Raw genomic sequence first — 22,621 nt, 5'->3', positions numbered from 1 at the left:
TCCCCTCAGGCTCCCTCAAAAAAGAAAAGAAATGAGTAAAGAAAATGATCAACTGTCAATAGCCAACCACCAACGATCCACTACCTTAATAAATAATACGCATTTTCTTTCAATTTGTTCATCAATGGCGTAGGATAATGGGGATGAGCGGCAATCCATTGACATACGATTTGCCGGGCCTCAGGGCTTTTGTGACCCGCGAGTAAGGCCGAAAGCATGATCCGGGGAAGAAAATATCACCCGTTTTTTGTATCTCTTCCAAAGCGTCTAAACCCGGCAGGAGATAACGATTGCTGTAAGGCTCGCGCGTTGGGGCATTGAGCAGAGCGAGCATTGCCTGTGCCCATGGTTCGACAGACCGATTCTCACGCTGCAACAGACTGTCGAAAAGCTGCTGTTGAACCAACGTGTCGGGATTGCAGGCACGTGAAACAAAGTCGAACTCACGCTGTGCATCGGCATTTTTCAGCCTGGCACGCTGCACAGTCAATATCTCTCGCCATTGCGCAGGGCGCATTACTGCTAAATGATAAGCCATGTGCGTATAGTCGTTGACAGTGATTGACGAATCGGCACACGTCCTCCAAATCTCGTAAATCGCGTCGATCACATCGGGCGCAACAGCCGATGTGCCCAAGACTCGCAGTATTTTCTTGCGCACCGACGGCAATGCGTGATGGTAACCATACGTCCACAAGTTGCGTTCGGCATCGATTCGTCGACTGTCGGATGTACTATAAGAAGGCATTTCGGCCGAAATACGCCGCAGATAATCGATGCACGTAGAAGCGATGAGGTCATTTCGCTCACCGGGGAAGCCGCGGAACAAATATTGGAAAGCGTATTTAGAATTGATGTTGCGCGCTAAATAATTCTCATAAAGCGTCATCATCATTGCAAAACGAGGTGTCTCGGGCTGCATAAACCATGTGGCAAGCGCTTCGGTCTGTGCCTGATCGGTCGATAAAAAACGTCCATAACCACTCCCATCATAATTGGGATAAAGAGCCAGCGGCTTATTCGCCAGCAGCGCTTCACAGTGACCCGCCAACATGTTTTGCGTGATCAGAGAAAGCGAATCACGGTAAACCGCCCCAACGACAAACTGTTGCGGCCAGACGAGTCCGCGCCCGAAAGGATCGGTTTGATCCGTTTTAATCTTTCCGTCAACATATCGACAGACGATCGTTGGCATCCCTTTCTGTTTCACCCATACATCACTGAAAGCGGGAAGATCGGCTTCGGGTTTCACGCTGTCAAGTATATGAATGAGCAAATCCCATGTTGCATTGCCGTAACTAAACTTTTTCAGATAGCACTGCAATCCTTTTCGAAAAGCTGATTCACCCATTCGCTGTTCCAGTTTACGCATCATCACGGGCGCTTTGTGATAGATAATATAACCGTAAAGCAGGCCAGCGCGATTGAGATTATCCAACGGTTGTTGAATAGGATGCGTTCCTTCTGTGCGATCTGTACTCATTGCGCGGGTTTGATAAGCCTTTAAGAAGTTGAGATCATGATTGATTTCAGGAAATTGTTCACGTGCAATCTTCGTGGCCATAAAGTTTGCAAACACCTCTTTTGTCCACACATCGTCAAACCAACGCATTGTGACTAGATCGCCAAACCACATGTGTGCCGTTTCATGTGCAATCAATTCGAGCCGTTTCAGTTCCTCATCGGGCGTGGGATTAGGACCGAGAAAGAGCGTACGATCACGATACTGAATGGCTCCCGGATGCTCCATTCCTCCGAATTGGTAACCTGGAAGAATGGCGAATCCATATTTCCGGAAAGGATAAGAGATGCCGGTATATTGCTCAAGCCAACGCAATGAGAGAGCTATTTGATCGAAAATTTTATCTAATTGAGCGATTTTCTGTGGGTCAGTCTCACGATATAACGCTTCGAGTTCACGTCCGTCGCGCTGCGCTTTACGCACTTGAAACTTGCCGGCAGTGAAAGAAAAGAGATAGGTTGGTATCTTCTCGGTTTGCGAAAAGATATAAGTTACTTGCTTATTATCTGTATTCGCACTCACGTTTAAGCGTTTTCCTGGTGCATTGGAAATCACTTTCCAATCCTCGGGAACAGTGAGTGATAGGGAGAATTGTGCCTTCAAATCGGGTTGATCGAAGCAAGGAAAAACGCTGCGAGCATGATCTGGTACGAAGAGTGTGTATAAATAGTCGACATTTCGATTAAGAGACTTGTTCTCGGAAGTGCCTGCCAAAATGACTTCATTGTGTCCGTTACGCAACCATTTACCGGGAACAACAATATGTTCGTCATTCACTTGCACTGGTCTTAACCGTCCGTTGACACGTGCTTGTCCCGTTTGCAGAGTTCCTTGAAAGTCGATTTGCAAATCCGTTGAGGCATTTCTGTTAAAGCGAATGGTGTCTATGAACGTAACCTTTTTGGTTAATCGCATAGGAATTTGAAATGAAATGCGATAGGAAACATCACTGATCTCTCGTGCTCTACAAGTTGCCAATGCTCGCGACACGCCCTTTTCCACCTTTGCATTCATTTCCTTTGTGGGGTTGAAAGCCTGCATCGGCATAACCATTGACAGTGTCAGTGCCGTTAAAATACATAGGAATATCTTGTTTGTTTTCATCTTGTATCTGTTTGATTGGGGCAAATCGCTTTATTTTTCGTGGTTATATGTAAGTTCATACCGTAAAAATCGCATAAATTTAAAAGCCTAATATCGCATAAATTCATCCGTTTTCATTCAATAATTCTCGATCGCTTTACGCCTTTTTGCACGTTCTTTTTTCGACACATAACCCTTTTCGAAAATACGTAACCAACCGAGAAAGTCCATTCCCGACGGCGTTTGGCCCGTCTCAAAAGTGCTCTTCTTAATACTTTTCATGATGTCCGGACTGATGCGTGGCGCTTTGGCTGTAATAATCACTTCGTTGACTGTGATACTTTTCGGCAACAGAAAGATTGTGTCTTGCATCTCTTTCCGATTGAATACACGCGGAATGTAATTGTTGTGGGTAACACTAATACTACCAAAAGCTATCGGAATGGCAAACCGACCATCACGACCTGTGTTGTAAATCTTGTTGTTATCGGTATAGATCTTAACGTTTGCGATGGGTGAGCGAGTCTCAATGTCCAACACAATACCCGTTGTTTGTGCCTTGCACACACACTGATTAAGCGCAAGGAGAGTGATAACGGAAAGGTAGAATTGTGCTTGTCCCATCGCTGTTTATCGCTTATCGACAAACCCATACGGTCATTTGTCCGAACGATTAATCATCAAATAAAAGGACAAAAGCCAAACGGCATCTTCTAAATGACAGTCCAACTTTTGTCCCTTTACGCTTATTTCCTTACCGAAGATGCGCTATTTTTTGAGCTTCAAATCATATTTCGCACCACCGGAAACAGCTTCTTTCAAGTCTTTATCCACCATCCGGAGCGTCGAATCGTTGAGAAGCAGGAAATATTCGGCATCTTCTTCCTTACCGAGATTCAGTTTATAACCCGATTTTTCCTTACCATCCACGGTCTTCTTCACATCTTCCTTTTTCCCGTTATAGTAGAAAGCCTTATCAGCTCCGTTCTCTGCTTCCAGATAAGTCATCACGAGCGAGAACCCATCTGTGCTGTCATTAGCCAACGCCAGTTGGTAACGAATACCAGGACCATCGGCTGCCGGAATCACACCTTCATAGCGAACAGAGTCGCTGACCATAGAATCCACTGCGACAGAATCTGCGTTTTCCGCGTTGGCTTCTGTCTTTCCTTTTTGCTGGCAGGACGCAATCAATGCGCAAGCAGCCAGTGCCATCAATGCTTTTTTCATCATACGTTGATTTGTTTTATTATACGCCACAAAATAACAGACATTTTCTCAATATCGTGTATTTTGCCCGTTAAATAATCTCAATCTATCACCTCTTGACGTGTTTCCCAACAAATCGTAATCTCTCATCATAAACGTAACAGGTTGAGAACAAATTCGTTAATGTAAGATAATCGCTTAGCAGCGAGGTTAATTTACACTAAACACATGTTGTTTATCCATCAAATCATTGTCAAATGAATATCTTTGCAGCACAAGTAACCATTTATTAAGAAAACAAATATGAACAAAAATCTCTTGACATTCATGTTAGTGGCAGGCACACTGATGGTCAGCAGCTGTGCCAGTAAAAAAGCATTGGAAAACTGTCAGACCGAAAACCGCGAACTGACCAATAATTATCGCAATACAAAAGAGCAACTCGCTGCCAGTCAGGCACGCGTCATGAGCCTCGAAGAGCAACTCGCCCAGCAGAAAAGAGACTATGCTGCACTGCAACACTCACTGGATCAGAGCCTTTCAAACACCAACTCCAACAATATCAACATCTCTAAATTGGTGGATCAGATCAATGAAAGCAATCAATATATTCGCCATTTGGTGGAGGTGAAGACCAAGAGCGACTCACTCAACATGGTGCTGACGAACAATCTGACACGGTCGTTGAGCAAGGAAGAGATGCGTGAAGTAGACGTGCAAGTGCTCAAAGGCGTGGTCTATATATCGTTGGCCGACAACATGTTGTATAAGAGCGGCAGTTATGAAATCAACGATCGGGCAGCCGAAACACTGAGCAAGATCGCCAAAATTATCACAGATTATAAAGATTACGACGTGCTCATTGAGGGCAACACAGACAATGTACCCATTTCGAGAACCAACATCCGTAACAATTGGGACCTCTCTTGCCTGCGCGCTTCAAGCGTAGTGCAGTATTTGCAAAATCATTATGGCGTCGATCCGAAACGTATGACAGCCGGCGGAAGAGGTGAATACAACCCGCTGACAACCAACAACACCGAATTCGGAAAGCAACGCAACCGTCGCACACAGATCATCATCACGCCTAAACTCGACCAGTTTATGGATTTGATTGATAAAGCGCCGGAAAACTAATTGGCAATTGACAGCAGATGGTTGATCGCTGACCATTTTCTTTAATTCATTCTTTCCTCTGTCCAGGAGATCGAGAGGGGATTTTTATAAACCGTTAGTTGACTTACAACTAACGGTTTATGGTATGATGCCTCATGCTTAGTTATCGTGCAACTAACTGTGAATTGCACAGCGCCAAATGATGAGTTAATTTTCGGTTGTCAATATAAGAGTAGCAGACCGGCTACGGCTGCATAACCGATCATCCGTATAGGATTGATTCGTATTATCTTTGTGCCGACGAAAGTGGCGATGAACAGCCCTATGCTTATGCAAAACTGCCACGGGTGATCGGGGCTGCTGAAGTTTTCGGGAGTCATCAATAGCAGCGCAGCAGCGGCAAGCAGGCCTACGACTGCGGGTCTGAGACCGGCAAAAATGTTTTGAACCGGTGCCGTGTTCATATATTTCATAAACATTTTACTGATGAGTATCATCATAATTAACGACGGAAGCACCAATGCAAACGTTGCGACAGCACTGCCGAGAGCAGCTATCGCATTGCCGTAACCGGCATTATGAACTGCCGTGTAACCGCAATATGTGGCCGAATTGATGCCGATCGGTCCCGGCGTTATCTGTGAAACGGCTACGATATTGGTAAATTCGGCGGCCGAAAGCCAATGGTGATGTACTACCGTTTCGGCTTGAATGAGCGATAACATACCGTAACCGCCGCCGAATCCGAATAATCCTATCTCGAAGAAAGTGATGAACAAATAGACGAAAAGCATATTTTGAGTTTATGAGTTGTTGCATTCAGGTTTCTTTTAAGAACTTCCCGTAAAGATAACCGCCTATTCCTGCGATGATGATTACGTACACGGGATTAACGCCCAAGAGCCAAATTGCAAGGGCAGAGACCAACGGAATCCAACAATTTGTTAGCGAAATATTCGTACTTTTAGCTAAATTGAATGTGGGAGCGGCAATCAATGCCACGACGGCCGGACGTATGCCGCGAAACATTGCAGCTACAATCGTATTGTTTTCAAATTGCTTGAAGAACATAGCTATCAGCAGAATGAGCAGGAACGAGGGTAAGGTTGTGGCTAAACTCGTGCACAATGCACCTCGGAGTCGGCGCAGTTTGTAGCCGATAAAGATGCTCATATTGATGGCGAAAACGCCCGGACAGCTCTGGGCAACGGCAATTAGATCGATGAAATCTTGTTTTTCGAGCCATTTGTATCTATCAACGACTTCGGCTTCGATAATGGGGATCATCGCATAACCGCCTCCAAGGGTGAATGCTCCTATTTTAAAGAAAGTCTTGAAGCTGTCCCAATAGAATCTGTTCGTGTTGCTCATTTTCTCTCTTCTATCCATTTTCGTGCATTGACAAACGCCTCAATCCACGGTGTGATGTCATCAGCGCGGTGCTCATTAGGGTAGAATGCGTTCTGCCAGGGAAATATGGCGCGTTCTAAATGAGGCATCATCGCGAGGTGACGGCCGTTTGCTGAGCAGATGGCTGCAGCGTTATAGTCGCTTCCGTTGGGATTACCGGGATACTCGGCATAGTTATATTTGGCAACGATTTGGTATTGGTCCTCGGGCTCGGGTAAGTAAAATCGTCCTTCGCCGTGGGCGACCCATAGTCCGAGTTTGCATCCGCTGAGACTGCCGAACATCACACTGTTGTTCGATGGGATGCTTAATGTGAGATAAGCACTTTCAAATTTACGCGAGTTATTGTGACAGAGATGGCCCCGATGACGGTGTTCGGGATTGATTAAATTCAATTCTGCCATCAATTGACACCCGTTGCAGATACCCAGGGATAATGTATCGGAACGCGAATAGAAACGATCGAGCGCCTCTTTGGCTTTCGGATTATAGAGGAAAGCACCTGCCCAGCCTTTTGCCGAGCCCAAAACATCGGAATTGGAAAAGCCTCCGCAGAACACGATCAGGTGGATTTCATCCAATGTTTCGCGGCCGCAGATAAGATCGGTCATCGTGACATCTTTCACATCGAAGCCTGCGAGATAAAGTGCATAAGCCATTTCGCGCTCACCGTTGGTTCCTTTTTCGCGGATGATGGCAGCTTTGATACCGGTCGGTTTACGACGGTCGGCATCGAGGTCGTATTGAGAAAGCCTCCCCGTAAAGTCCTTTTTAAATTTGAACTCGATAGGTTGCTTCTTGTAATTCACGTATCGTTTCTTTGCCATTCCGTTCAAACTCTGCTTGGAATCGAGCAAATAAGAGGTCCGGAACCACGTATCGCGCAAGGCATCTATATCGAATGAATGTGTTATTTCGCCTTTCTTAACGATGAGTGTGCGTTTATCAGGGGTCGGATAACCGATTTTTGCAAATCCGATTCCTCTTTCTTCTAAGTAGTTTTGCAGTTCGTGCTTGTGCGAATCGGCCACTTGGATAACGATTCCGGGGTTTTCGGCAAAGAGATTCTTCACTAAGTCGTCGTCTGCTAAATCGTGAAGATTGATGTGTAAACCGCCTTTTGCATTGGCAAAAGTCATTTCCAACAATGTGACAATCAGTCCGCCGGCACTGATATCGTGTCCGGCCATAATCCATTTGCGGTTGATCAACTCCTGAACAGCCTCGAAACAATCTGCGAAATATGCAGCATTAGATACGGTCGGCACGTCATCGCCCACCTTTCCGAGGCTTTGTGCAAAGGCAGAACCGCCTAACCGCTGAGCATCGAAGCTGAAATCAATGTAATAAAGAGACGAGTTCTTATCGTTAATAACCACCGGTGACACCACGTTACGCACATCTGAAACCTCACCTCCACTCGTAACAATAACCGTTCCGGGTGCAATCACTTTCTCACCATCAGGATATTGTTGAGTGAGTGACAGCGAGTCCTTACCCGTTGGGACGTTGATTCCAAGTTCGCAACAGAAGTCCGACAAGGCTTTCACAGCCTGATAGAGTCGCGCATCTTCGCCTTCGCGCGACCGACAGGGCCACATCCAATTGGCCGAAAGCGACACACTGCGCAGTCCTTCACGCAAAGGTGCCCACACAATATTGGTCAACGACTCGGCAACTGACAGCACAGAGCCTGCCGAGGGGGATGCAAGCCCCGCCTGGGGAGCGTGCCCTAAGGCTGTAGCAATACCCTTACGACCGCGGTAGTCGAGCGCAACCACACCACAATCTGATAACGGAAGCTGGATCACTCCTTGACATTGCTGCCGCGCAACCTTACCGGTCACGGAACGGTCTACTTTATTTGTCAGCCAGTCTTTGCACGCAACGGCTTCTAATTGCAGTACGCGTGCAAGGTATTCATCGATTTTTTGCAGGTCGTAAGTTACGTTTTCATAGTGTCGTTCTACCGTCTTATCCGTCATTATAGTCTTAGGCGAATGACCGAACATCTGTGATACATCAAGATCGAACGGCTTGATGCCATCCTTTTGGACAAAAGAGAAATGCGCATCGCCGGTCGTTTCGCCTACGACATACAGTGGAGCACGTTCCCGTTCGGCAATTTTTCGTACGTGATCGATGTGTTTTTCATCGATGAGTAACCCCATTCGCTCTTGGCTTTCATTTGCAATGATTTCCTTGGCAGACAGTGTTCGGTCACCGATAGGCAGCTGATCCATTTCTATTTTACCGCCACATTCCTCGACAAGTTCCGATAAACAGTTGAGATGTCCTGCTGAACCGTGGTCGTGAATGGACACAACGGGATTGTCATCTGCCTCTACCAAGGCACGCACAAGGTTGTAAGCACGCTTCTGCATCTCCGGATTGGCACGCTGAATGGCGTTAAGCTCAATGCCGTTGGCATATCGTCCTGTATCAACTGACGATACAGAGCCGCCTCCAAGACCGATTCTGTAATTGTCACCACCCACAACTACCACTTTATTTCCAGGCTGCGGAGCTTTCTTTAAACAGTCTCTTCGGGTGCCGTAACCGACTCCTCCGGCTAGCATAATCACCTTATCATAAGCCAAGAGGTCTTCGGACGAGGATTCTTCTTGATGTTCGAACGTGAGCACCGAACCGCAAATCAACGGCTGTCCGAACTTATTCCCAAAATCAGAAGCACCGTTCGAGGCTTTGATCAATATTTGTTCAGGCGACTGATACAGCCAGTTACGGGCTGGGATTAAGGCTTCCCAATCTCTCAACGTGGTATCGGCGCCTTGTAAACGGGGATAAGCTGTCATATAAACAGCCGTTCCCGCGATGGGCCAAGAGCCCGTTCCGCCTGCCATTCGATCACGAATCTCACCGCCTGTGCCTGTTGCAGCACCGTTGAAAGGCTCCACTGTGGTAGGGAAATTATGTGTTTCGGCTTTCAACGAGATGACACTCTCTACATCTGTCACTTGGAAATAGTCGCTTGTCGACTGATCCTTAGGTGCAAACTGTTCGATGATCGGCCCCTGTGCAAAGGCTACATTATCTTTATATGCACTCAAAATACGATTCGGATTCTCATGGGTTGTCTTCTTGATCATTGCAAATAGCGACGACTCCATCTCCTTTCCGTCGATGACGAACGTACCTCCGAAAATCTTATGACGGCAATGCTCTGAATTGATTTGCGCAAATCCGAAGATTTCAGAGTCTGTCAGCGGACGTCCGTTGGCCTTTTCAATGGTGTGAAGATATTTTATTTCCTCGGGCGAAAGCGCCAAACCTTCCTGCTCATTATATGTTTCTATATCGTTGATATATTTGATCGGTTCGGGTTTACGGTCTATCGTGAAGATGTTCTGATCCAAACCGTCATACATTCGTTGCAGCATTGGGTCGTGTTCGGCTTCTTTTGAGGCAACGGGAAAATATTCCTCAATACGCAAAATGCCGTTAAGATTCATATTCTGTGTAATCTCAACGGCATTCGTACTCCACGGAGTGACCATCTCTCGACGCGGTCCCACATAATAACCGGTCAGTTCCGGTGCATCGATCAGCGTGGCATCGCCATACAACCAGCACAGCTCGTTTGTCTCGTTTGTACTCGGCCGATGGTCGAAAGCTGTTGCAATCACGGTCTCTTTGGATGTTTTGAAGAAAAGAATCATAGTCGTTCTGAATATAATAGGTGATGAATGATGTTGCAAAGATACGCCAATTCGGTTGAAGAACAAAATAAAATGCAGAGTTAATAGATGGTTGGGCATAGCAGCCGGCGCACCTCTTTGGTCAATGGCTCAGACTTTTTCCCGTGTGGCAGCCTCGTCATGAAGAGCATATTGGTGGAACGCTTTCGACGCTTCATCGCCTTGTCATGTGCCTTGAACCAAGATATACTTACCCGATGGACTGCTGTTGCGTTTTAATTCACGCGAAAGCATAGATTGACAGATGCCCCAACCCAACCTGCCGCACCACCCCCAACCATAGCAAAAGGGTGAAAAGACAGGCTCAACAGCCATCTTTTCACCCCTTCACCTTTTCACTTTTAAATTATCCTTTCACTTTTTCACCTTTAAGACGCCTTTTCACCTTTAAATCGCCTTTTCCTTTTAATCTTCCTTTTCCAGCTTACCCTCTTTGTTCTTCCTGACCCACATCGTCCGTTTCGGGTCGGTGGTATAGGCCAATTCATAGGCTTTCTTTTTACCCGTGCCTTGCGTCTTGCCGGTGAAAGCGAGGACGTTGGGAGCGATGCCGTTTTCTTCTTCGAACTTCCGGATCAGCGGATCGAGTTCTTTGCGGAGCGCCTCGGTTTGTTTGTCGGCGCGGGCTTTGTTCGTGGCGGCCCGACCGGCCAACAGTGTCCGACGGTTGTCCACCAAGTTGTTGTATTGCGTGATGAGCGCAGTGATCGGGGCCGACGGCTCCAGCTCGTCGAGAGCATCGATGCGGCGGAGCACGGCGTTGAGGCTTTGTCGGTGGCGGCGCGCAGCGGTTTGATGTCGAACGAGCCGGCGGGCGCGCCCGACTTCACCCGAGCGTGGAACAGCGTGTCAAACGCTTTGTTGTCGGCATCGAGCAGGTTGATATACACCTGCGCTTGGAGTCGCGCCACGTGCCGCAAGAGATCGGCCGTGCGCAAATCGGCCACGAGGTTTTTGATCAGGCCCGTCTCCTTGTCGTAGTTGCTCGCGGCCACGTCGGGATAGGCTTTCATCACGCGGTCCACGGCTTCGGCGGCGGTCAACACGGCCTTGTCGGCGCTGTTGAGGTGCAGCGCCACGAGCAACCGAAGCGACTGATAGGATTTGTCGCGTTTGCGGTCGGCCTCTTCCAGCGCCTTGGTATCGGCCCCGGTGCGCGGCTGGTTCAGCACCCGATCTTCGTCGGCCACGCAGGCCGCGAGCGGACCCAGCACCGCCGTGAGTTTCTCCACTTTCGCCTCGTTGCAAAGCTGCAGCACGCGCGACGCAAACTGATAATGCTCCATGTTTTGGAGCCGACTGTAATAAATGGTTTGTAGTGTCATTGTTTTTTGATTTTAAAAGTTAAACGTTTGAGGAAAAAAACACAAGCGACGGACTGCTTTTGACTATTTTTTCCCGTCGCTTGCAAGCGAAACGCTGTTTTTCGCGTTTTCTGCATTTCGCTTGCGAGCGAAAGCCAGTTTTCGCTGTTTTTTGTCCGTCGCTTGCAAGCGAAACGCTGTTTTTCGCGTTTTCTGCATTTCGCTTGCGAGCGAAACGCTATTTTCGCTGTTTTCTGTTTTTCCCAAGTTTGGGAGAGATGATTTTTTGCGTTTTCTCATCTTCCCAAGCTTGGGAAAGCTTACGGTTGCAGTTTTTCGCTTATCCATTTATGTGGGAGAGTCGTCTTTGCAGCCTTTCTACTTGAATAATGTGGGCTCTGCTCTTAAGGAATACCCTCCGACAAAGTGGGATATCATGATTTGGGTTCCGTAGTTGAATATTAAGTCATAGTATGCATGTGAAGGTGCATCATGATATGGGCTTGAAGAGAAATAGCATCCTTTCTCTCCAACAAACGACAACATCCCTAGTCCGCCAGCTGATTGATACATTCCCAATGGCGGAAGGAAGAAATAATTTTCGCATTCTTCCGCAGTTGGCAGAATGTTCGAGGGGAGCGAATAATGGTGAGACTCTCCGCTTGTCCGATAGTCGGTGGTAACGCCTCCTTCTGTATACCCGGCTTTAATGTCGGCTATGGTAACGCCTTCGTCTTCTGCTATTTTGGATTGCTTTTTCAGCCATACGCCATTTCCTTTGTAGAGGTGCCCCATCAGGTATAAAGCTCGTCATTGTCCGCTCTTGCCTCCCCTTTCATAACATACCATATCATCTCGTTCACGTTGGGACAGTCTTTGCAACTGTTGGAAGCTTGCTGCAATGGGGAAAGAGCCCCTTGATTGTGCCATCGGTCAGGGTCGGTTGCGGCGCTTTGCGGATAGTGGCCCGTGGTGGGAGGCGTTTCATCGTTAGCGGTAGGCTGTGCACTCTCATGTCCGTACCAGCAGTCTTTCTGAGCGTCCCACATGTAGTACTTATTATCGTAGGCGCGGGTGTCGAGATTGGCGGTGAGGTCGTGGATTTTTCCAGCTTCGTATTGCTTGGCAGGAATTGATTTTGTAATCGTTCCCTCGATGTTGGTAACGTCGTCTTTCAGCCAATAGCGTATCTTCAGTTTGTGGGTGCCTGGCGCAATCACCATGTAGGCACCATTTTTGGTGATGTCGGTGGTAGAGGTGTTAAGGTCGAAGCCTGCACCGGTATGGAGTGTTATTTCTTTGCTGGCACCACTTATGGGCGAAGCGGAGAGACCTGCGGAGGAGATGCCGTAGGTACCGGCAATGTCGTTGTCGGCACTCACTTCGATCTTGATGAGTTTGCACCGCTGGAAGATGGCGTCTGTGGTGCGTGGTATCAGGCATAGGTAGGACGCCTTGTGGTCTAACTTGAAGCCATATTTGCCTGACCCGCCCGTGGCTGTGGCTACACCGCAGTCGCCCGATGCGCCGGCATGGTCGAAGTTGTTGGGGGCCGACTGTGTCTGCGTGGACTTGATCTCTACCTGTGGCGTGCCTGTGATGGGCAGGTTGGTATAGATAACGTCGTGCGTGGCACCCGTGTAGGTGCCGTTCAGGGTGAACATGGCCTTGGCCTTGTTTGGCAATTCGTGGAATGAGGCTGCGTCACTCTCGTGCCATGTATTCGTGTTGTCTTTCACCCAAATTTTGTCCGTGGCAGCCCAGATTACCTTGGCACTCCCGCCTTTCGTGTGGTCTACGATCGCTGTACGCGTTGTGGTGCTCGGACGGGTCTCCCCGCTGAATACGGTTGTTCCGGCAGGAATGCCGTTAGCGCCCTGCTGCTCGTTCTTCGCTACTTCGTCGTTGGCGCATCCTGCCGCGATGAGCGTCAGAGCCAGCAACATGCTTACTTGAAATAATCTTATCGTTTTCATTTCTTCTCTAATTTCATTGTTTGTTATTACGTTCTTTTCATCAGTCTTCCCAGAGGGAGCCAAACTTATTCTCATCAGAAGAAGCGGTTTTCTCCTCTTCCTCTTCAAACCATCCTTGCTTGGCATCACCGCCACCGGCGCCCGGTCCAATCATACCGGCGTTGCCACTGGCCGCCTGCAGCAGTTGCTCCGCTTCGACGGTGAACGATTCGCACACGGGCTCCATATATGCCCGCTTGTCTGTTTTCTTTTCTTTCATTGTCTAATATTTAATTGATTTTGGGGTTAAATATGCGCTTATATTTCTCTTGTTGGCTTAATCCTAAGAGCACGCGTTGCCGAACAAAGGGAACTCTGTTGAGCCCTTTGTTTATTGGTGTTCAGCCGTCTCCTTACGCGCGCGCGTAAGCGAAGACCTAAAATGTCTCTACGCCAGGTGCGATGTGTGTGTGTGTGTGTGTGTTAAGACTTTTTCCGAGATATGCAAATATAAAGCGTTAAAAGATGCAAGAGAGTTGCTGCTCTTTTGCATCGCGCTACGGCTGTTTATATTTGTTCTTATTGTCATATCTTTATTTGTTCAAGCCCCGTCCTTCTAACTTAGGGGGCGAAAGTCGGGGGCAAAGGTAAGGAAACTTTTTAAAACAACAAAAGAAAAGAGTAATTATTCTGCATTGTGTCCAAGAACACTTAGCTTTAAGAAGCGGTTTGATTTCATAAAAGATGAAGCGGAGCAACTCTCAATGGAGTTACTCCGCTTGATCTTTTGACTTAATTTCAAGTCGATATGGCAACAATGAGCTATGGCTCAATTGTTTTCGGAAAAGGCGGCAGCCTCTGCGGCGGCGATGATCTCTTCTCGATCCATATCGTCTTCGGTCTTTACCGCAATGTCGCTCAGGTCGAAATCGGGATCTTTTGAATCTGAATCGACTGCCGGCTCTTCATACGAAACTGGTTCGGTAATAGCTGATTCCGTTTCCGATTGCGGGATAATAAAATCGTCTTTGACCTCTGTTTCAGGCACGATTTCAACTGGTTCTTCCTCCATCTTGGTACGTTCGGTCTTGGCTGCAAATACTTCGTCAATGAATTGCGGCTCTTTTTTCAAACGCTCCAAGGTGAGTTTAGAGGCCAACTGTTGGCTTTCTTTCTTGCTGAACCCGCTTCCTTCGCTGCATTTGACGGTTTCTAACACCACAGCAAACTTGAAAACAGGATTCCCTTGTGAGTCTTTCTCCTGCTTGATCAGCTCGAATCGCATCTTGATTCGGTTCTTCTGACACCACTCGATCAACTTACTTTTGAAGTTAACTTCCTTATATGCCACACGATCGATATTGATCATCTTACCGAGAATGCGTCGTTCGATAAATTGCATACACGCATCGTAGCCTCGGTCGAGGTAAATGGCGCCGACAAGAGCCTCGAACGCATTTCCTCCCATAGAACTGTTATGAGAAGAACTGCGTCCGGATGACATTATTAAACGGCTTATACCCATCTCATCGGCTAATCGATTGAGTGTCTCGCGTTGCACAAGTTTACTGCGTGTATTGGTAAGAAAGCCTTCGCGTTTACCCGGAAAATGTCGGTAAACGATGTCGCCCACAGTGGCGTCGAGGATTGCATCGCCGAGAAATTCAAGTCGTTCGTTGTTCAATGGCTTGCCTTTCTTGTTCCGATGCATTACACTCTTGTGCATCAAAGCTAACTTATAATGCTGATATCGTGCGGATAAAAGCCGATTACATTGTATAAAGACAAATAAAGCTCCTTATCCTTGCGGAAAGGGAGCCTTATTCTGTCGATCAAATCATTGAGCATACTTCTTGAAGATAACGCAGGCGTTGTGTCCTCCGAAGCCAAACGTGTTGCTTAAAGCAGCACGCACTTCGCGCTTTTGAGCCTTGTTGAACGTGAAGTTCATCTTGTAGTCGATCGCCTCATCGACATCTTCATCGTTGTGATTGATCGTTGGCGGAATAATATCATTCTTTACGGCCAGCACACAAGCCATAGCCTCTACGGCACCGGCAGCTCCGAGGAGGTGACCAGTCATCGATTTGGTAGAGCTTATATTGAGTTTATAGGCTGATTCGCCGAAAACATCCTTGATAGCTTTGGCTTCTGAGATGTCGCCGACAGATGTCGATGTGCCGTGAACATTGATATAGTCAATGTCTTCGGGCTTCAAACCGGCGTCTTCGAGGGCGCGTTGCATCACAAGTTTGGCTCCGAGACCCTCCGGATGACTTGCCGTGATGTGGTAAGCATCGGCACTTGCACCCTCGCCAACCATCTCTGCGTAGATCTTTGCACCTCGCGCTTTGGCGTGTTCGAGCTCTTCGAGGATCAGACAACCTGCTCCTTCGCCCATCACAAAGCCATCTCGGCTTGCGCTGAACGGTCTCGAAGCGTGCTCGGGATCGTCATTGCGGGTTGAGAGAGCGTGCATTGCGTTGAATCCGCCCACTCCACAGGCACAGACTGCTGCTTCGGCACCGCCCGCAACGATGATGTTGGCTTTGCCCAAACGTAACAAATTGAATGCGTCTGCCAATGCATTGCTTGACGAAGCACACGCAGATGTCGTGGTGTAATTGGGCCCGTGGAATCCGAAATGGATGGAAATCTGTCCCGCTGCGATGTCGGCGATCATCTTCGGAATGAAGAAAGGACTGAACTTCGGTCCTTCGTCGATGTGCTGACCATAATAAATCACTTCATCTTCAAAGGTTTTGATTCCGCCGATACCCACTCCATAGACCACGCCGATACGTTCTTTGTCTTCTTTTTCCAAGTCGATACCGCTGGCTTTCACACCTTGTATAGCCGAAATCAGTGCCAACTGCGTGTATCGGTCGAGTTTGCGAGCTTCTTTGCGATCGATAAAATCGTTCACATTGAGGTCTTTCACCTCGCAGGCAAAGTGTGTCTTGAATTTGGAGCTATCGAAATGCGTAATAGGTGCAGCACCGCTTTTGCCTGCAACGAGGCTCTGCCACGTTTCTTCGGGTGTGTTGCCCACAGGAGTAACGGCACCTAAGCCTGTTACGACTACTCTTTTTAATTCCATGCTGATTGGTTTAGATAAAAAGAGACTGATGAGTGTTAGTTGTTCCTTTATATATTAACAAAAAGCGGAGCAACTAACACTCGTCAGTCGCGAGTGATTACGGGAGACTTACTTTGCGTTCTCCTCGATGTATGCGATAGCGTCGCCCACAGTCTGAATGGTCTCTGCCTTATCGTCGGGAATAGAGATTCCGAATTCTTTTTCGAACTCCATAATCAACTCAACCGTATCAAGCGAGTCAGCGCCAAGATCGTTTGTGAAACTTGCTTCAGGCTTTACTTCTGCCTCATCTACACCGAGTTTGTCTACGATAATAGCCTTTACTTTTGATTCAATTTCTGACATAATCTTTCTTTTTAAATGGTTTGTAAATCATTTCAATGATAAAAATTCGGCTGCAAAGGAACAACTTTTTATTCATTCATGCAAACTTTTTGGACAAAAAAGCACTGTCTATTGCACACTTACCTATCAATTGTGCAAGAAATAGGTGAGTGAATGAGCAAAAGTGTCTACTCTTTCACTCTTTTCCTTGCATTATACTCTTCGTGTGTACGCTTCCAACGGTTGTGACTCCACAAATAATATTGTGGTGATCGACGGATATTTTCTTCGAGAAGAGCAAAGAATCGGCGTGTGATTTCGTATTCGGGAAGCGTGGCCGGTGTTTTGGTGATGAGTCGGTAAGTGCAAGTGTAGTAGCCGCGGCGCGGTCTTGACATCTCAACATAGTAAACAGCATTGTTCATTTTGCGCATGATGCGTTCGGCACCGGTGAATACCGGCGTATCGTGATGCAGAAAAGGAACCCACAAATGGATGTTTTCCCAGCGCGGCGCTTGATCTGAGATGTAACCGAAAATACTCATGATGCCTTGTCGACGATAGTCAACGAGATAGCGCAAGATGTCGTTTTTGGGTACGGGAACACCACCTACGCGCGAGCGAATGGCTCGGAAAAGTCGGTCGAAAGCTCGGTTGCGCAACGGTTTGTAGATGAGTCCAGACCGGGCCGAACTCGGGAGTTCGATGCCTACACACGAGAGCCACTCCCAATTGCAGTAATGCCCGAGGATGGCGGCCACAGATTGGCCCTCACGAAAGCATTCGACGATTTCTTCGGAGTTGTGGATGGTGAAGCGTCGACGCAATTCTTTGTCGCTGATGGTAAGCAATTTGACGGCTTCGAAGAAGTAATCGCAAAGCCAATGATAGAATTGTTGCTCGATGTGTCGTATTTCTTTGATCGATTTTTCAGGGAAAGATGATGTGAGATTATATCGCACTGTGCGACGCCGATACCGCAAGACTCTATATACAATAAGGTATTCGAAATCGGAAATGCCATAAAGCAGGCATAGCGGCAGACGCGAAAGAAGACGGAAAAAACCGACAAGCACGGCTCCGCCTATTGTCGAAAAGGGGGAGGATTGATCCTTTGAGGTCCACATTTTTCGCTCTTTTATTCTTAAATTCAACTCAATTTCTGTCGTTTTCTTTCCCTTTTGAGGAAGAGAGGGAGCCAAATCCCTCGTTGTGTTTAACTGTTAGTTACACGGTGATTAACAGTTAATGGCGTGGTGATTAACGCTTAGTTGTCTCGCAGGTAACGGTAATTTGCAACCTCTCTGATATTTCACTGAGAATCAAAGGATGCCGTTCCTTGTTGTCGATTCAGTTTCTTTCGGAGAGCATCAAGCTGCATTTTACTGCTGCATTTCATGAAGTTTTCGGTAATAACCGTTTTGCGCCATCAGTTCGTCGTGTGTTCCGCGTTCCACAATGCGTCCGTCGTGGAGCACGCAGATTTCATCGGCGTTCTTGATTGTAGACAGTCGGTGAGCAATGGCAATTGTTGTGCGTGTCTTCATTAGTCTTTCGAGGGCGTCTTGCACTAATCTTTCGCTCTCAGTATCTAATGCGCTGGTTGCTTCATCAAGTATAAGGATGGGCGGATTCTTTAAAATCGCACGGGCAATACTTACTCGTTGGCGTTGCCTCCTGATAAACGGCCGCCTCGATCGCCGATATTCGTGTCGTAACCGTGTTCTGTCGCCATAATGAAATCGTGCGCGTTAGCAATGCGAGCGGCCTGTTCTACCTGTTCGATAGTTGCATTTTCTACGCCGAATGAGATGTTATTGAAGAACGTGTCATTGAAAAGGATGGCCTCTTGATTGACATTTCCGATGAGCTGACGCAGGTCGTGGAGCCGCATATCACGTACGTTGATTCCGTCAATGAGTACTTCACCCTCCTGCACATCATAGTAACGGGGAATCAAATCGACCAATGTCGACTTTCCGCTGCCGCTTTGTCCCACGAGGGCTACGGTTTTTCCTTTCTCTATTTTGAGGTTGATATGGCGCAAAACCCATTGTTCTCCATAGCGGAAAGACACGTTGCGAAACTCGATGCAGTGGTTGAAGCCGTTGAGTGGAACGGGCTTTTCGGCATCGTGAATCTCTACTTCGGCTTTCAAAATCTTATCCACACGCTCCATCGAAGCCAATCCTTTGGGGATGTTATACCCTGCTTTGGAGAACTCTTTGAGCGGATTGATGATGCTGTAAAGCATTACTAAGTAATAGATAAACGTAGGACCGTCGAGTGTGTGGTTGTTCAACACGAGCGTTCCACCAAACCACAGCACGACAACAATCATTACCGTGCCGAGAAACTCACTCATCGGGTGAGCCATTTGTTGTCTGACGTTCACCCGCAACAGGTTATTGCGATAGTCGGAATTCACTCGATCGAAGCGTGCATTCATCTTTTCTTCGGCACAGAACGCCTTGATGATGCGCAGACCGGTAAGCGTTTCCTCCACCTGACTGATGGTATCGCTCCACAAAGACTGTGCTTTGATACTCTTCTGTTTGAGTTTTCGGCCTACGAACCCCATAAACCAACCGAAGATTGGGACAAAGATGATCGTGAAAAGTGTGAGCTGCCACGAAATGACGAGCAGCGTAACGAAGTAAGCGATGATTAAAACGGGATTCTTAAAAAGCATATCCAACGACGACATAATCGAACTTTCGATTTCCTGTACGTCGCCACTCATCCGCGCGATGATATCTCCCTTACGCTCATCAGAGAAAAAGCCGATCGAGAGTGATGTAATTTTGCGGTATAACTGATTGCGAATGTCGCGCACAATACCTGTTCGGATGGGGATGATTGTGGCCGAAGAGAGGAAGTAAGCACCTGTTTTGAGGAACGTCATTAATGCTAAGAAGAGGCCGATGGCAAGTAATGTGCCCGTGGCTCCCATCTGATTGATTAGCATCTGGACGTAATAGTCGACATTATTGGTAACTACTCCTTTCAGGTTATGCCAATTCCACGCCATCAGTTGGCTGGCTTTTGCGGCACCATCTGTCTTAAACAGGATCTGCAAAATAGGTATAAGGGCGGCAAAAGAGAAGATATTGAGCACGGCCGAAAGGACATTGAACACTACCGACAGCGCCAAATACCGCTTATAAGGAGGCACAAACCGCCTGAGAACTTGTATAAATTCTTTCATCGAATGATTGTCTTTACTTACAAAACAGTGGCAATTCGTAGATACTAATCAGTATGTCTTGAATGCGAGTATACCTCCATGGGTATATTGTTTTATGGGTTTTAGTGAGACAAAGGTATCATTTATCGACGTGATTTGCAACAGAGTAAACCGAGAAATGAGGATAATTAACGTTTCTCTCCGCCTCATTTGCCCGGTAACAACAGACTTTTGGCAAACTCCCAAACCACGATTCCGGCAGCAACCGATACATTAATGGAGTGTTTGGTACCGAATTGCGGAATTTCCAAACAGCCATCGCTCGCATTGATAACGCTCTGTTGAACACCTTTTACCTCGTTACCCAAGACCACAGCATATTGTTTTCGGGGATCCAAAACGAGTGTTTCTAATGACGTCGAACCCTCAACCTGCTCAATACTATATACGAAATAGCCTGTGGAATGAAGTTGTTTGACGGCCGCCTCGGCACTGTCGAAATACAACCAGTCAACAGACTCCTCCCCACCGAGTGCAGTTTTGTGGATCTCTGCATTGGGCGGGGTGGCTGTTATACCGCAAAGATACACTGCCTCTACACGAAATGCATCGCAGCAGCGAAATACCGAGCCAACGTTATACAGCGACCTGACATCGTCGAGCACGACAATGAGCGGCAGCTTCGGGGCTTCCTTAAATTCTTCTACCGTCAAACGGTGCATCTCTATGGTACGAAGTTTGCGCATGTCAACTCTTTTTCAGTGCCAGCGCATACATCTTGATCTGCTTCACCATTGATAACAGACCGTTGGAACGAGTAGGAGACAGGTGTTCTTTCAGGCCGATACGGTCGATGAAATAGAGCTCGGTGTCGAGGATTTCCTGTGGAGTGTGCCCGCTGACTATGCGAATCAGCAAGGCGATAATGCCCTTGGTGATGAGCGCATCGCTGTCGGCAGTGAATACCAAAAGGCCATTGTGCAGGTCGCATTGCAGCCAGACACGACTCTGACAGCCGTCGATCAGGTTGCTTTCTGTTTTATATCTCTCGTCCAATGGGGCCAATTCGTTTCCCAAGTCGATCAACATCTGATACTTATCCATCCAATCCGTGAACGCGGAAAACTCCTCAATCACTTCATTTTGAAGGTCATTAATCGACTGGCTACTTTTAACTTCTCCCGAAGAAAAAGACTTTTCGTCGTTATATTCGTTATTGTTCATATTTCAAATCTTTATCTGTTATCGGGTTTCCCCTCTTTTGGAGGGAGCAGGGGAGGCCGCTCTCACGATTTTAAACACCTTATCTCCCGGTCTCACTTTTCCCGGAACGGGAATTGAAACGTGCCAACCTTTCTCGGCTTTCGGCACCGGTTGTAATTCATAACGAATCTCTGCGGCATCGAAATACAGTACACCCGTAGTGGTACCGGTGATGAGTAATCGATCGTTTAACGTAATCTCGGATGCCTCGACAGCCAATTCGGCCACGCCCAAACGTGAGAAATACTTGACCACTTTGCCCACTAAGACTTTCTTCTCGGTAGCTTTATTGCCGTAATTCTTCGTCCATTCGCCCATCGTCTGACCCTGATAGTAACCGTCCCAGAAGCCTCTGTTGAAGACGGTAGCCAACTGTCGGTCCCACGCATCTTTCTTTTCGTCGGTAAAAGTGCCATCGACCACGCTCCGAATGGCCTCTTTATAACATCTCACCACGGTATAAACATATTCCGGTCCGCGTGCTCTGCCTTCGATTTTAAATACCCGCACGCCTGCATCCATCATCCGATCGATGAAGCGCACGGTCTTCAAGTCTTTCGGACTCATTATGTATTTGTTGTCGATTTCAAGTTGGTTGCCCGTCTCATTATCCGTAACCGTGTACGACCGACGGCAGATCTGCACGCATTCACCACGATTCGCCGACCTGTTTGCATCGTGAAGACTCATATAACACTTGCCGCTGACGGCCATACACAGCGCTCCGTGGCAGAACATCTCAATGCGAACCGTTTCTCCCCCGGGGCCTGTGATGCGCTGTTCTGAGATCTGTCGGTGAATCTCCGCTACCTGATCCATATTCAATTCGCGTGCCAACACAACTACATCGGCAAACTGCGCATAGAATTTCAGTGCCTCGATGTTGGATATATTCAGCTGAGTGGAGAGGTGAACCTCCACACCTACCGCTCTGCAATACATCATTACGGCAATGTCGCTGGCAATAACAGCCGATACATTGGCTGCTTTTGCCGCATCGATAATATCGCGCATCGCCTGCAAATCGTCGTTATAAATCACGGTGTTCACCGTGAGATAGGTCTTGATCCCGTGCTCCCGACACGTTGCGGCAATATCTTTCAGATCGTCGATAGTGAAATGGTTGGCTGAGTGCGACCGCATATTGAGCTGTCCCACACCGAAATATACTGACCCGGCACCTGCTTGTATGGCTGCCGCTAAGCTCTCTCTCGAGCCCACCGGAGCCATTATCTCAAATTCATTAATGTCCTTGTTCATCGCTGCAAAGTTACTGTAATTTATACATTCGCCCAAATCCGCACTCCAAATTATTCATTGACTGTCGATGGTTGACTGCCGATCGCTCACCCGTTGGTGTATCTCCTCCGCTCAGGGAGAGCCTAAGAGGAATTTGATCAACTGTTAATCGCATCGCAACTAACCGTTA

The 22,621-nt window shown here is 47.5% G+C and carries 20 protein-coding genes and 2 pseudogenes; 1 reads left to right on the top strand and 21 read right to left on the bottom strand.

All coding sequences use genetic code 11. The features are described from left to right. Positions 1-121 precede the first annotated feature (121 nt). The 3 genes from JCM12259_RS13240 to JCM12259_RS01800 all read right to left on the bottom strand — a co-directional run bounded on the left by JCM12259_RS13240 (position 122) and on the right by JCM12259_RS01800 (position 3,835). Positions 122-2,626, bottom strand: coding sequence for a M1 family metallopeptidase (locus JCM12259_RS13240; RefSeq protein WP_051559063.1), 2,505 nt, complete (start codon positions 2,624-2,626; stop codon positions 122-124). Between the two features lie 117 nt (positions 2,627-2,743). Next, positions 2,744-3,229, bottom strand: a complete 486-nt coding sequence (locus tag JCM12259_RS01805; protein ID WP_025065198.1) for a hypothetical protein — start codon at positions 3,227-3,229, stop codon at positions 2,744-2,746. 144 nt (positions 3,230-3,373) lie between these two features. Beyond that, complete coding sequence (locus JCM12259_RS01800) at positions 3,374-3,835, bottom strand: copper resistance protein NlpE N-terminal domain-containing protein (protein WP_025065197.1); 462 nt, start codon at positions 3,833-3,835, stop codon at positions 3,374-3,376. Between the two features lie 282 nt (positions 3,836-4,117). On the opposite strand from JCM12259_RS01800, the gene JCM12259_RS01795 reads away from it, so the two are divergent. Next, positions 4,118-4,951, top strand: a complete 834-nt coding sequence (locus JCM12259_RS01795) for an OmpA/MotB family protein (protein ID WP_025065196.1) — start codon at positions 4,118-4,120, stop codon at positions 4,949-4,951. 200 nt (positions 4,952-5,151) lie between these two features. Here JCM12259_RS01795 and JCM12259_RS01790 read toward each other — a convergent pair whose 3' ends face one another. The 18 genes and pseudogenes from JCM12259_RS01790 to JCM12259_RS01710 all read right to left on the bottom strand — a co-directional run bounded on the left by JCM12259_RS01790 (position 5,152) and on the right by JCM12259_RS01710 (position 22,452). After that, a complete protein-coding gene (locus JCM12259_RS01790; protein ID WP_025065195.1) occupies positions 5,152-5,724 on the bottom strand; it encodes a chromate transporter in 573 nt (190 codons plus the stop codon). A 25-nt stretch (positions 5,725-5,749) separates the two neighbouring features. Then, entirely contained in the window at positions 5,750-6,319 is a 570-nt protein-coding gene (locus tag JCM12259_RS01785) for a chromate transporter (RefSeq protein WP_051559061.1), read from the bottom strand. Then, complete coding sequence (purL, locus tag JCM12259_RS01780) at positions 6,298-10,020, bottom strand: phosphoribosylformylglycinamidine synthase (RefSeq protein ID WP_025065193.1); 3,723 nt, start codon at positions 10,018-10,020, stop codon at positions 6,298-6,300. The genes JCM12259_RS01785 and purL overlap by 22 nt, the downstream gene beginning before the upstream one ends. 176 nt (positions 10,021-10,196) lie before the next feature. Further along, positions 10,197-10,308 (bottom strand): annotated as a pseudogene (locus tag JCM12259_RS17690) (IS30 family transposase); the annotation flags it as partial. 156 nt (positions 10,309-10,464) lie between these two features. Then, positions 10,465-10,734, bottom strand: a complete 270-nt coding sequence (locus JCM12259_RS17030; protein WP_234396511.1) for a hypothetical protein — start codon at positions 10,732-10,734, stop codon at positions 10,465-10,467. After that, on the bottom strand, positions 10,635-11,384 hold the full coding sequence (locus JCM12259_RS13235; protein ID WP_234396510.1) for a DUF6261 family protein: 750 nt from the start codon (positions 11,382-11,384) through the stop codon (positions 10,635-10,637). Before JCM12259_RS13235 ends, JCM12259_RS17030 begins: the two co-directional genes overlap by 100 nt. Before the next feature lie 63 nt (positions 11,385-11,447). Beyond that, complete coding sequence (locus tag JCM12259_RS01770) at positions 11,448-11,711, bottom strand: hypothetical protein (RefSeq protein ID WP_025065192.1); 264 nt, start codon at positions 11,709-11,711, stop codon at positions 11,448-11,450. A gap of 30 nt (positions 11,712-11,741) precedes the next feature. Further along, positions 11,742-12,158 carry a hypothetical protein gene (locus JCM12259_RS16400; RefSeq protein WP_051559059.1) on the bottom strand — a complete coding sequence of 139 codons (417 nt, stop codon included), beginning with the start codon at positions 12,156-12,158 and terminating at the stop codon, positions 11,742-11,744. Continuing rightward, a complete protein-coding gene (locus JCM12259_RS15695; RefSeq protein ID WP_148299541.1) occupies positions 12,158-13,339 on the bottom strand; it encodes a hypothetical protein in 1,182 nt (393 codons plus the stop codon). The genes JCM12259_RS16400 and JCM12259_RS15695 overlap by 1 nt, the downstream gene beginning before the upstream one ends. 40 nt (positions 13,340-13,379) lie before the next feature. Further along, positions 13,380-13,598 (bottom strand): hypothetical protein, encoded by a 219-nt coding sequence (locus tag JCM12259_RS01760; protein WP_025065191.1) that lies wholly within the window; start codon positions 13,596-13,598, stop codon positions 13,380-13,382. Between the two features lie 549 nt (positions 13,599-14,147). Next, positions 14,148-15,029: a ribonuclease III gene (gene rnc / locus JCM12259_RS13225; RefSeq protein ID WP_374188295.1), complete on the bottom strand. Its 882-nt coding sequence runs from the start codon at positions 15,027-15,029 to the stop codon at positions 14,148-14,150. 126 nt (positions 15,030-15,155) lie between these two features. Then, positions 15,156-16,418, bottom strand: coding sequence for a beta-ketoacyl-ACP synthase II (gene fabF, locus JCM12259_RS01745; protein WP_025065190.1), 1,263 nt, complete (start codon positions 16,416-16,418; stop codon positions 15,156-15,158). A gap of 108 nt (positions 16,419-16,526) precedes the next feature. Beyond that, a complete protein-coding gene (locus tag JCM12259_RS01740) occupies positions 16,527-16,763 on the bottom strand; it encodes an acyl carrier protein (protein ID WP_021584835.1) in 237 nt (78 codons plus the stop codon). 167 nt (positions 16,764-16,930) lie between these two features. After that, on the bottom strand, positions 16,931-17,869 hold the full coding sequence (locus JCM12259_RS13220; protein ID WP_081784139.1) for a lysophospholipid acyltransferase family protein: 939 nt from the start codon (positions 17,867-17,869) through the stop codon (positions 16,931-16,933). Positions 17,870-18,124: 255 nt separating this feature from the next. Next, positions 18,125-19,950, bottom strand: a pseudogene (locus JCM12259_RS13215) (ABC transporter ATP-binding protein). A gap of 185 nt (positions 19,951-20,135) precedes the next feature. Beyond that, a complete protein-coding gene (locus JCM12259_RS01720; RefSeq protein WP_025065189.1) occupies positions 20,136-20,675 on the bottom strand; it encodes an RNA methyltransferase in 540 nt (179 codons plus the stop codon). A gap of 1 nt (position 20,676) precedes the next feature. After that, entirely contained in the window at positions 20,677-21,153 is a 477-nt protein-coding gene (locus JCM12259_RS01715; protein WP_025065188.1) for a SufE family protein, read from the bottom strand. 18 nt (positions 21,154-21,171) lie between these two features. Then, positions 21,172-22,452: a peptidase U32 family protein gene (locus tag JCM12259_RS01710; RefSeq protein WP_025065187.1), complete on the bottom strand. Its 1,281-nt coding sequence runs from the start codon at positions 22,450-22,452 to the stop codon at positions 21,172-21,174. Between the last annotated feature and the right edge of the window lie 169 nt (positions 22,453-22,621).

Source organism: Hoylesella enoeca JCM 12259 (genome assembly GCF_000613405.1).
Lineage (GTDB): Bacteria > Bacteroidota > Bacteroidia > Bacteroidales > Bacteroidaceae > Prevotella > Prevotella enoeca.
The sequence above is the reverse complement of the archived record's forward strand: the minus strand, read 5'-3'. Positions and strand labels throughout refer to the sequence as shown.

What these genes read in the sequence shown, in the direction of transcription:
- JCM12259_RS13240 (WP_051559063.1), bottom strand. Translation starts at nt 2,626, where the DNA reads ATGAAAACAAACAAGATATTCCTATGTATTTTAACGGCACTGACACTG.
- JCM12259_RS01805 (WP_025065198.1), bottom strand. Translation starts at nt 3,229, where the DNA reads ATGGGACAAGCACAATTCTACCTTTCCGTTATCACTCTCCTTGCGCTT.
- JCM12259_RS01800 (WP_025065197.1), bottom strand. Translation starts at nt 3,835, where the DNA reads ATGAAAAAAGCATTGATGGCACTGGCTGCTTGCGCATTGATTGCGTCC.
- JCM12259_RS01795 (WP_025065196.1), top strand. Translation starts at nt 4,118, where the DNA reads ATGAACAAAAATCTCTTGACATTCATGTTAGTGGCAGGCACACTGATG.
- JCM12259_RS01790 (WP_025065195.1), bottom strand. Translation starts at nt 5,724, where the DNA reads ATGCTTTTCGTCTATTTGTTCATCACTTTCTTCGAGATAGGATTATTC.
- JCM12259_RS01785 (WP_051559061.1), bottom strand. Translation starts at nt 6,319, where the DNA reads ATGGATAGAAGAGAGAAAATGAGCAACACGAACAGATTCTATTGGGAC.
- purL (WP_025065193.1), bottom strand. Translation starts at nt 10,020, where the DNA reads ATGATTCTTTTCTTCAAAACATCCAAAGAGACCGTGATTGCAACAGCT.
- JCM12259_RS13235 (WP_234396510.1), bottom strand. Translation starts at nt 11,384, where the DNA reads ATGACACTACAAACCATTTATTACAGTCGGCTCCAAAACATGGAGCAT.
- JCM12259_RS01770 (WP_025065192.1), bottom strand. Translation starts at nt 11,711, where the DNA reads ATGGATAAGCGAAAAACTGCAACCGTAAGCTTTCCCAAGCTTGGGAAG.
- JCM12259_RS16400 (WP_051559059.1), bottom strand. Translation starts at nt 12,158, where the DNA reads ATGGGGCACCTCTACAAAGGAAATGGCGTATGGCTGAAAAAGCAATCC.
- JCM12259_RS15695 (WP_148299541.1), bottom strand. Translation starts at nt 13,339, where the DNA reads ATGAAAACGATAAGATTATTTCAAGTAAGCATGTTGCTGGCTCTGACG.
- JCM12259_RS01760 (WP_025065191.1), bottom strand. Translation starts at nt 13,598, where the DNA reads ATGAAAGAAAAGAAAACAGACAAGCGGGCATATATGGAGCCCGTGTGC.
- rnc (WP_374188295.1), bottom strand. Translation starts at nt 15,029, where the DNA reads ATGCATCGGAACAAGAAAGGCAAGCCATTGAACAACGAACGACTTGAA.
- fabF (WP_025065190.1), bottom strand. Translation starts at nt 16,418, where the DNA reads ATGGAATTAAAAAGAGTAGTCGTAACAGGCTTAGGTGCCGTTACTCCT.
- JCM12259_RS01740 (WP_021584835.1), bottom strand. Translation starts at nt 16,763, where the DNA reads ATGTCAGAAATTGAATCAAAAGTAAAGGCTATTATCGTAGACAAACTC.
- JCM12259_RS13220 (WP_081784139.1), bottom strand. Translation starts at nt 17,869, where the DNA reads ATGTGGACCTCAAAGGATCAATCCTCCCCCTTTTCGACAATAGGCGGA.
- JCM12259_RS01720 (WP_025065189.1), bottom strand. Translation starts at nt 20,675, where the DNA reads ATGCGCAAACTTCGTACCATAGAGATGCACCGTTTGACGGTAGAAGAA.
- JCM12259_RS01715 (WP_025065188.1), bottom strand. Translation starts at nt 21,153, where the DNA reads ATGAACAATAACGAATATAACGACGAAAAGTCTTTTTCTTCGGGAGAA.
- JCM12259_RS01710 (WP_025065187.1), bottom strand. Translation starts at nt 22,452, where the DNA reads ATGAACAAGGACATTAATGAATTTGAGATAATGGCTCCGGTGGGCTCG.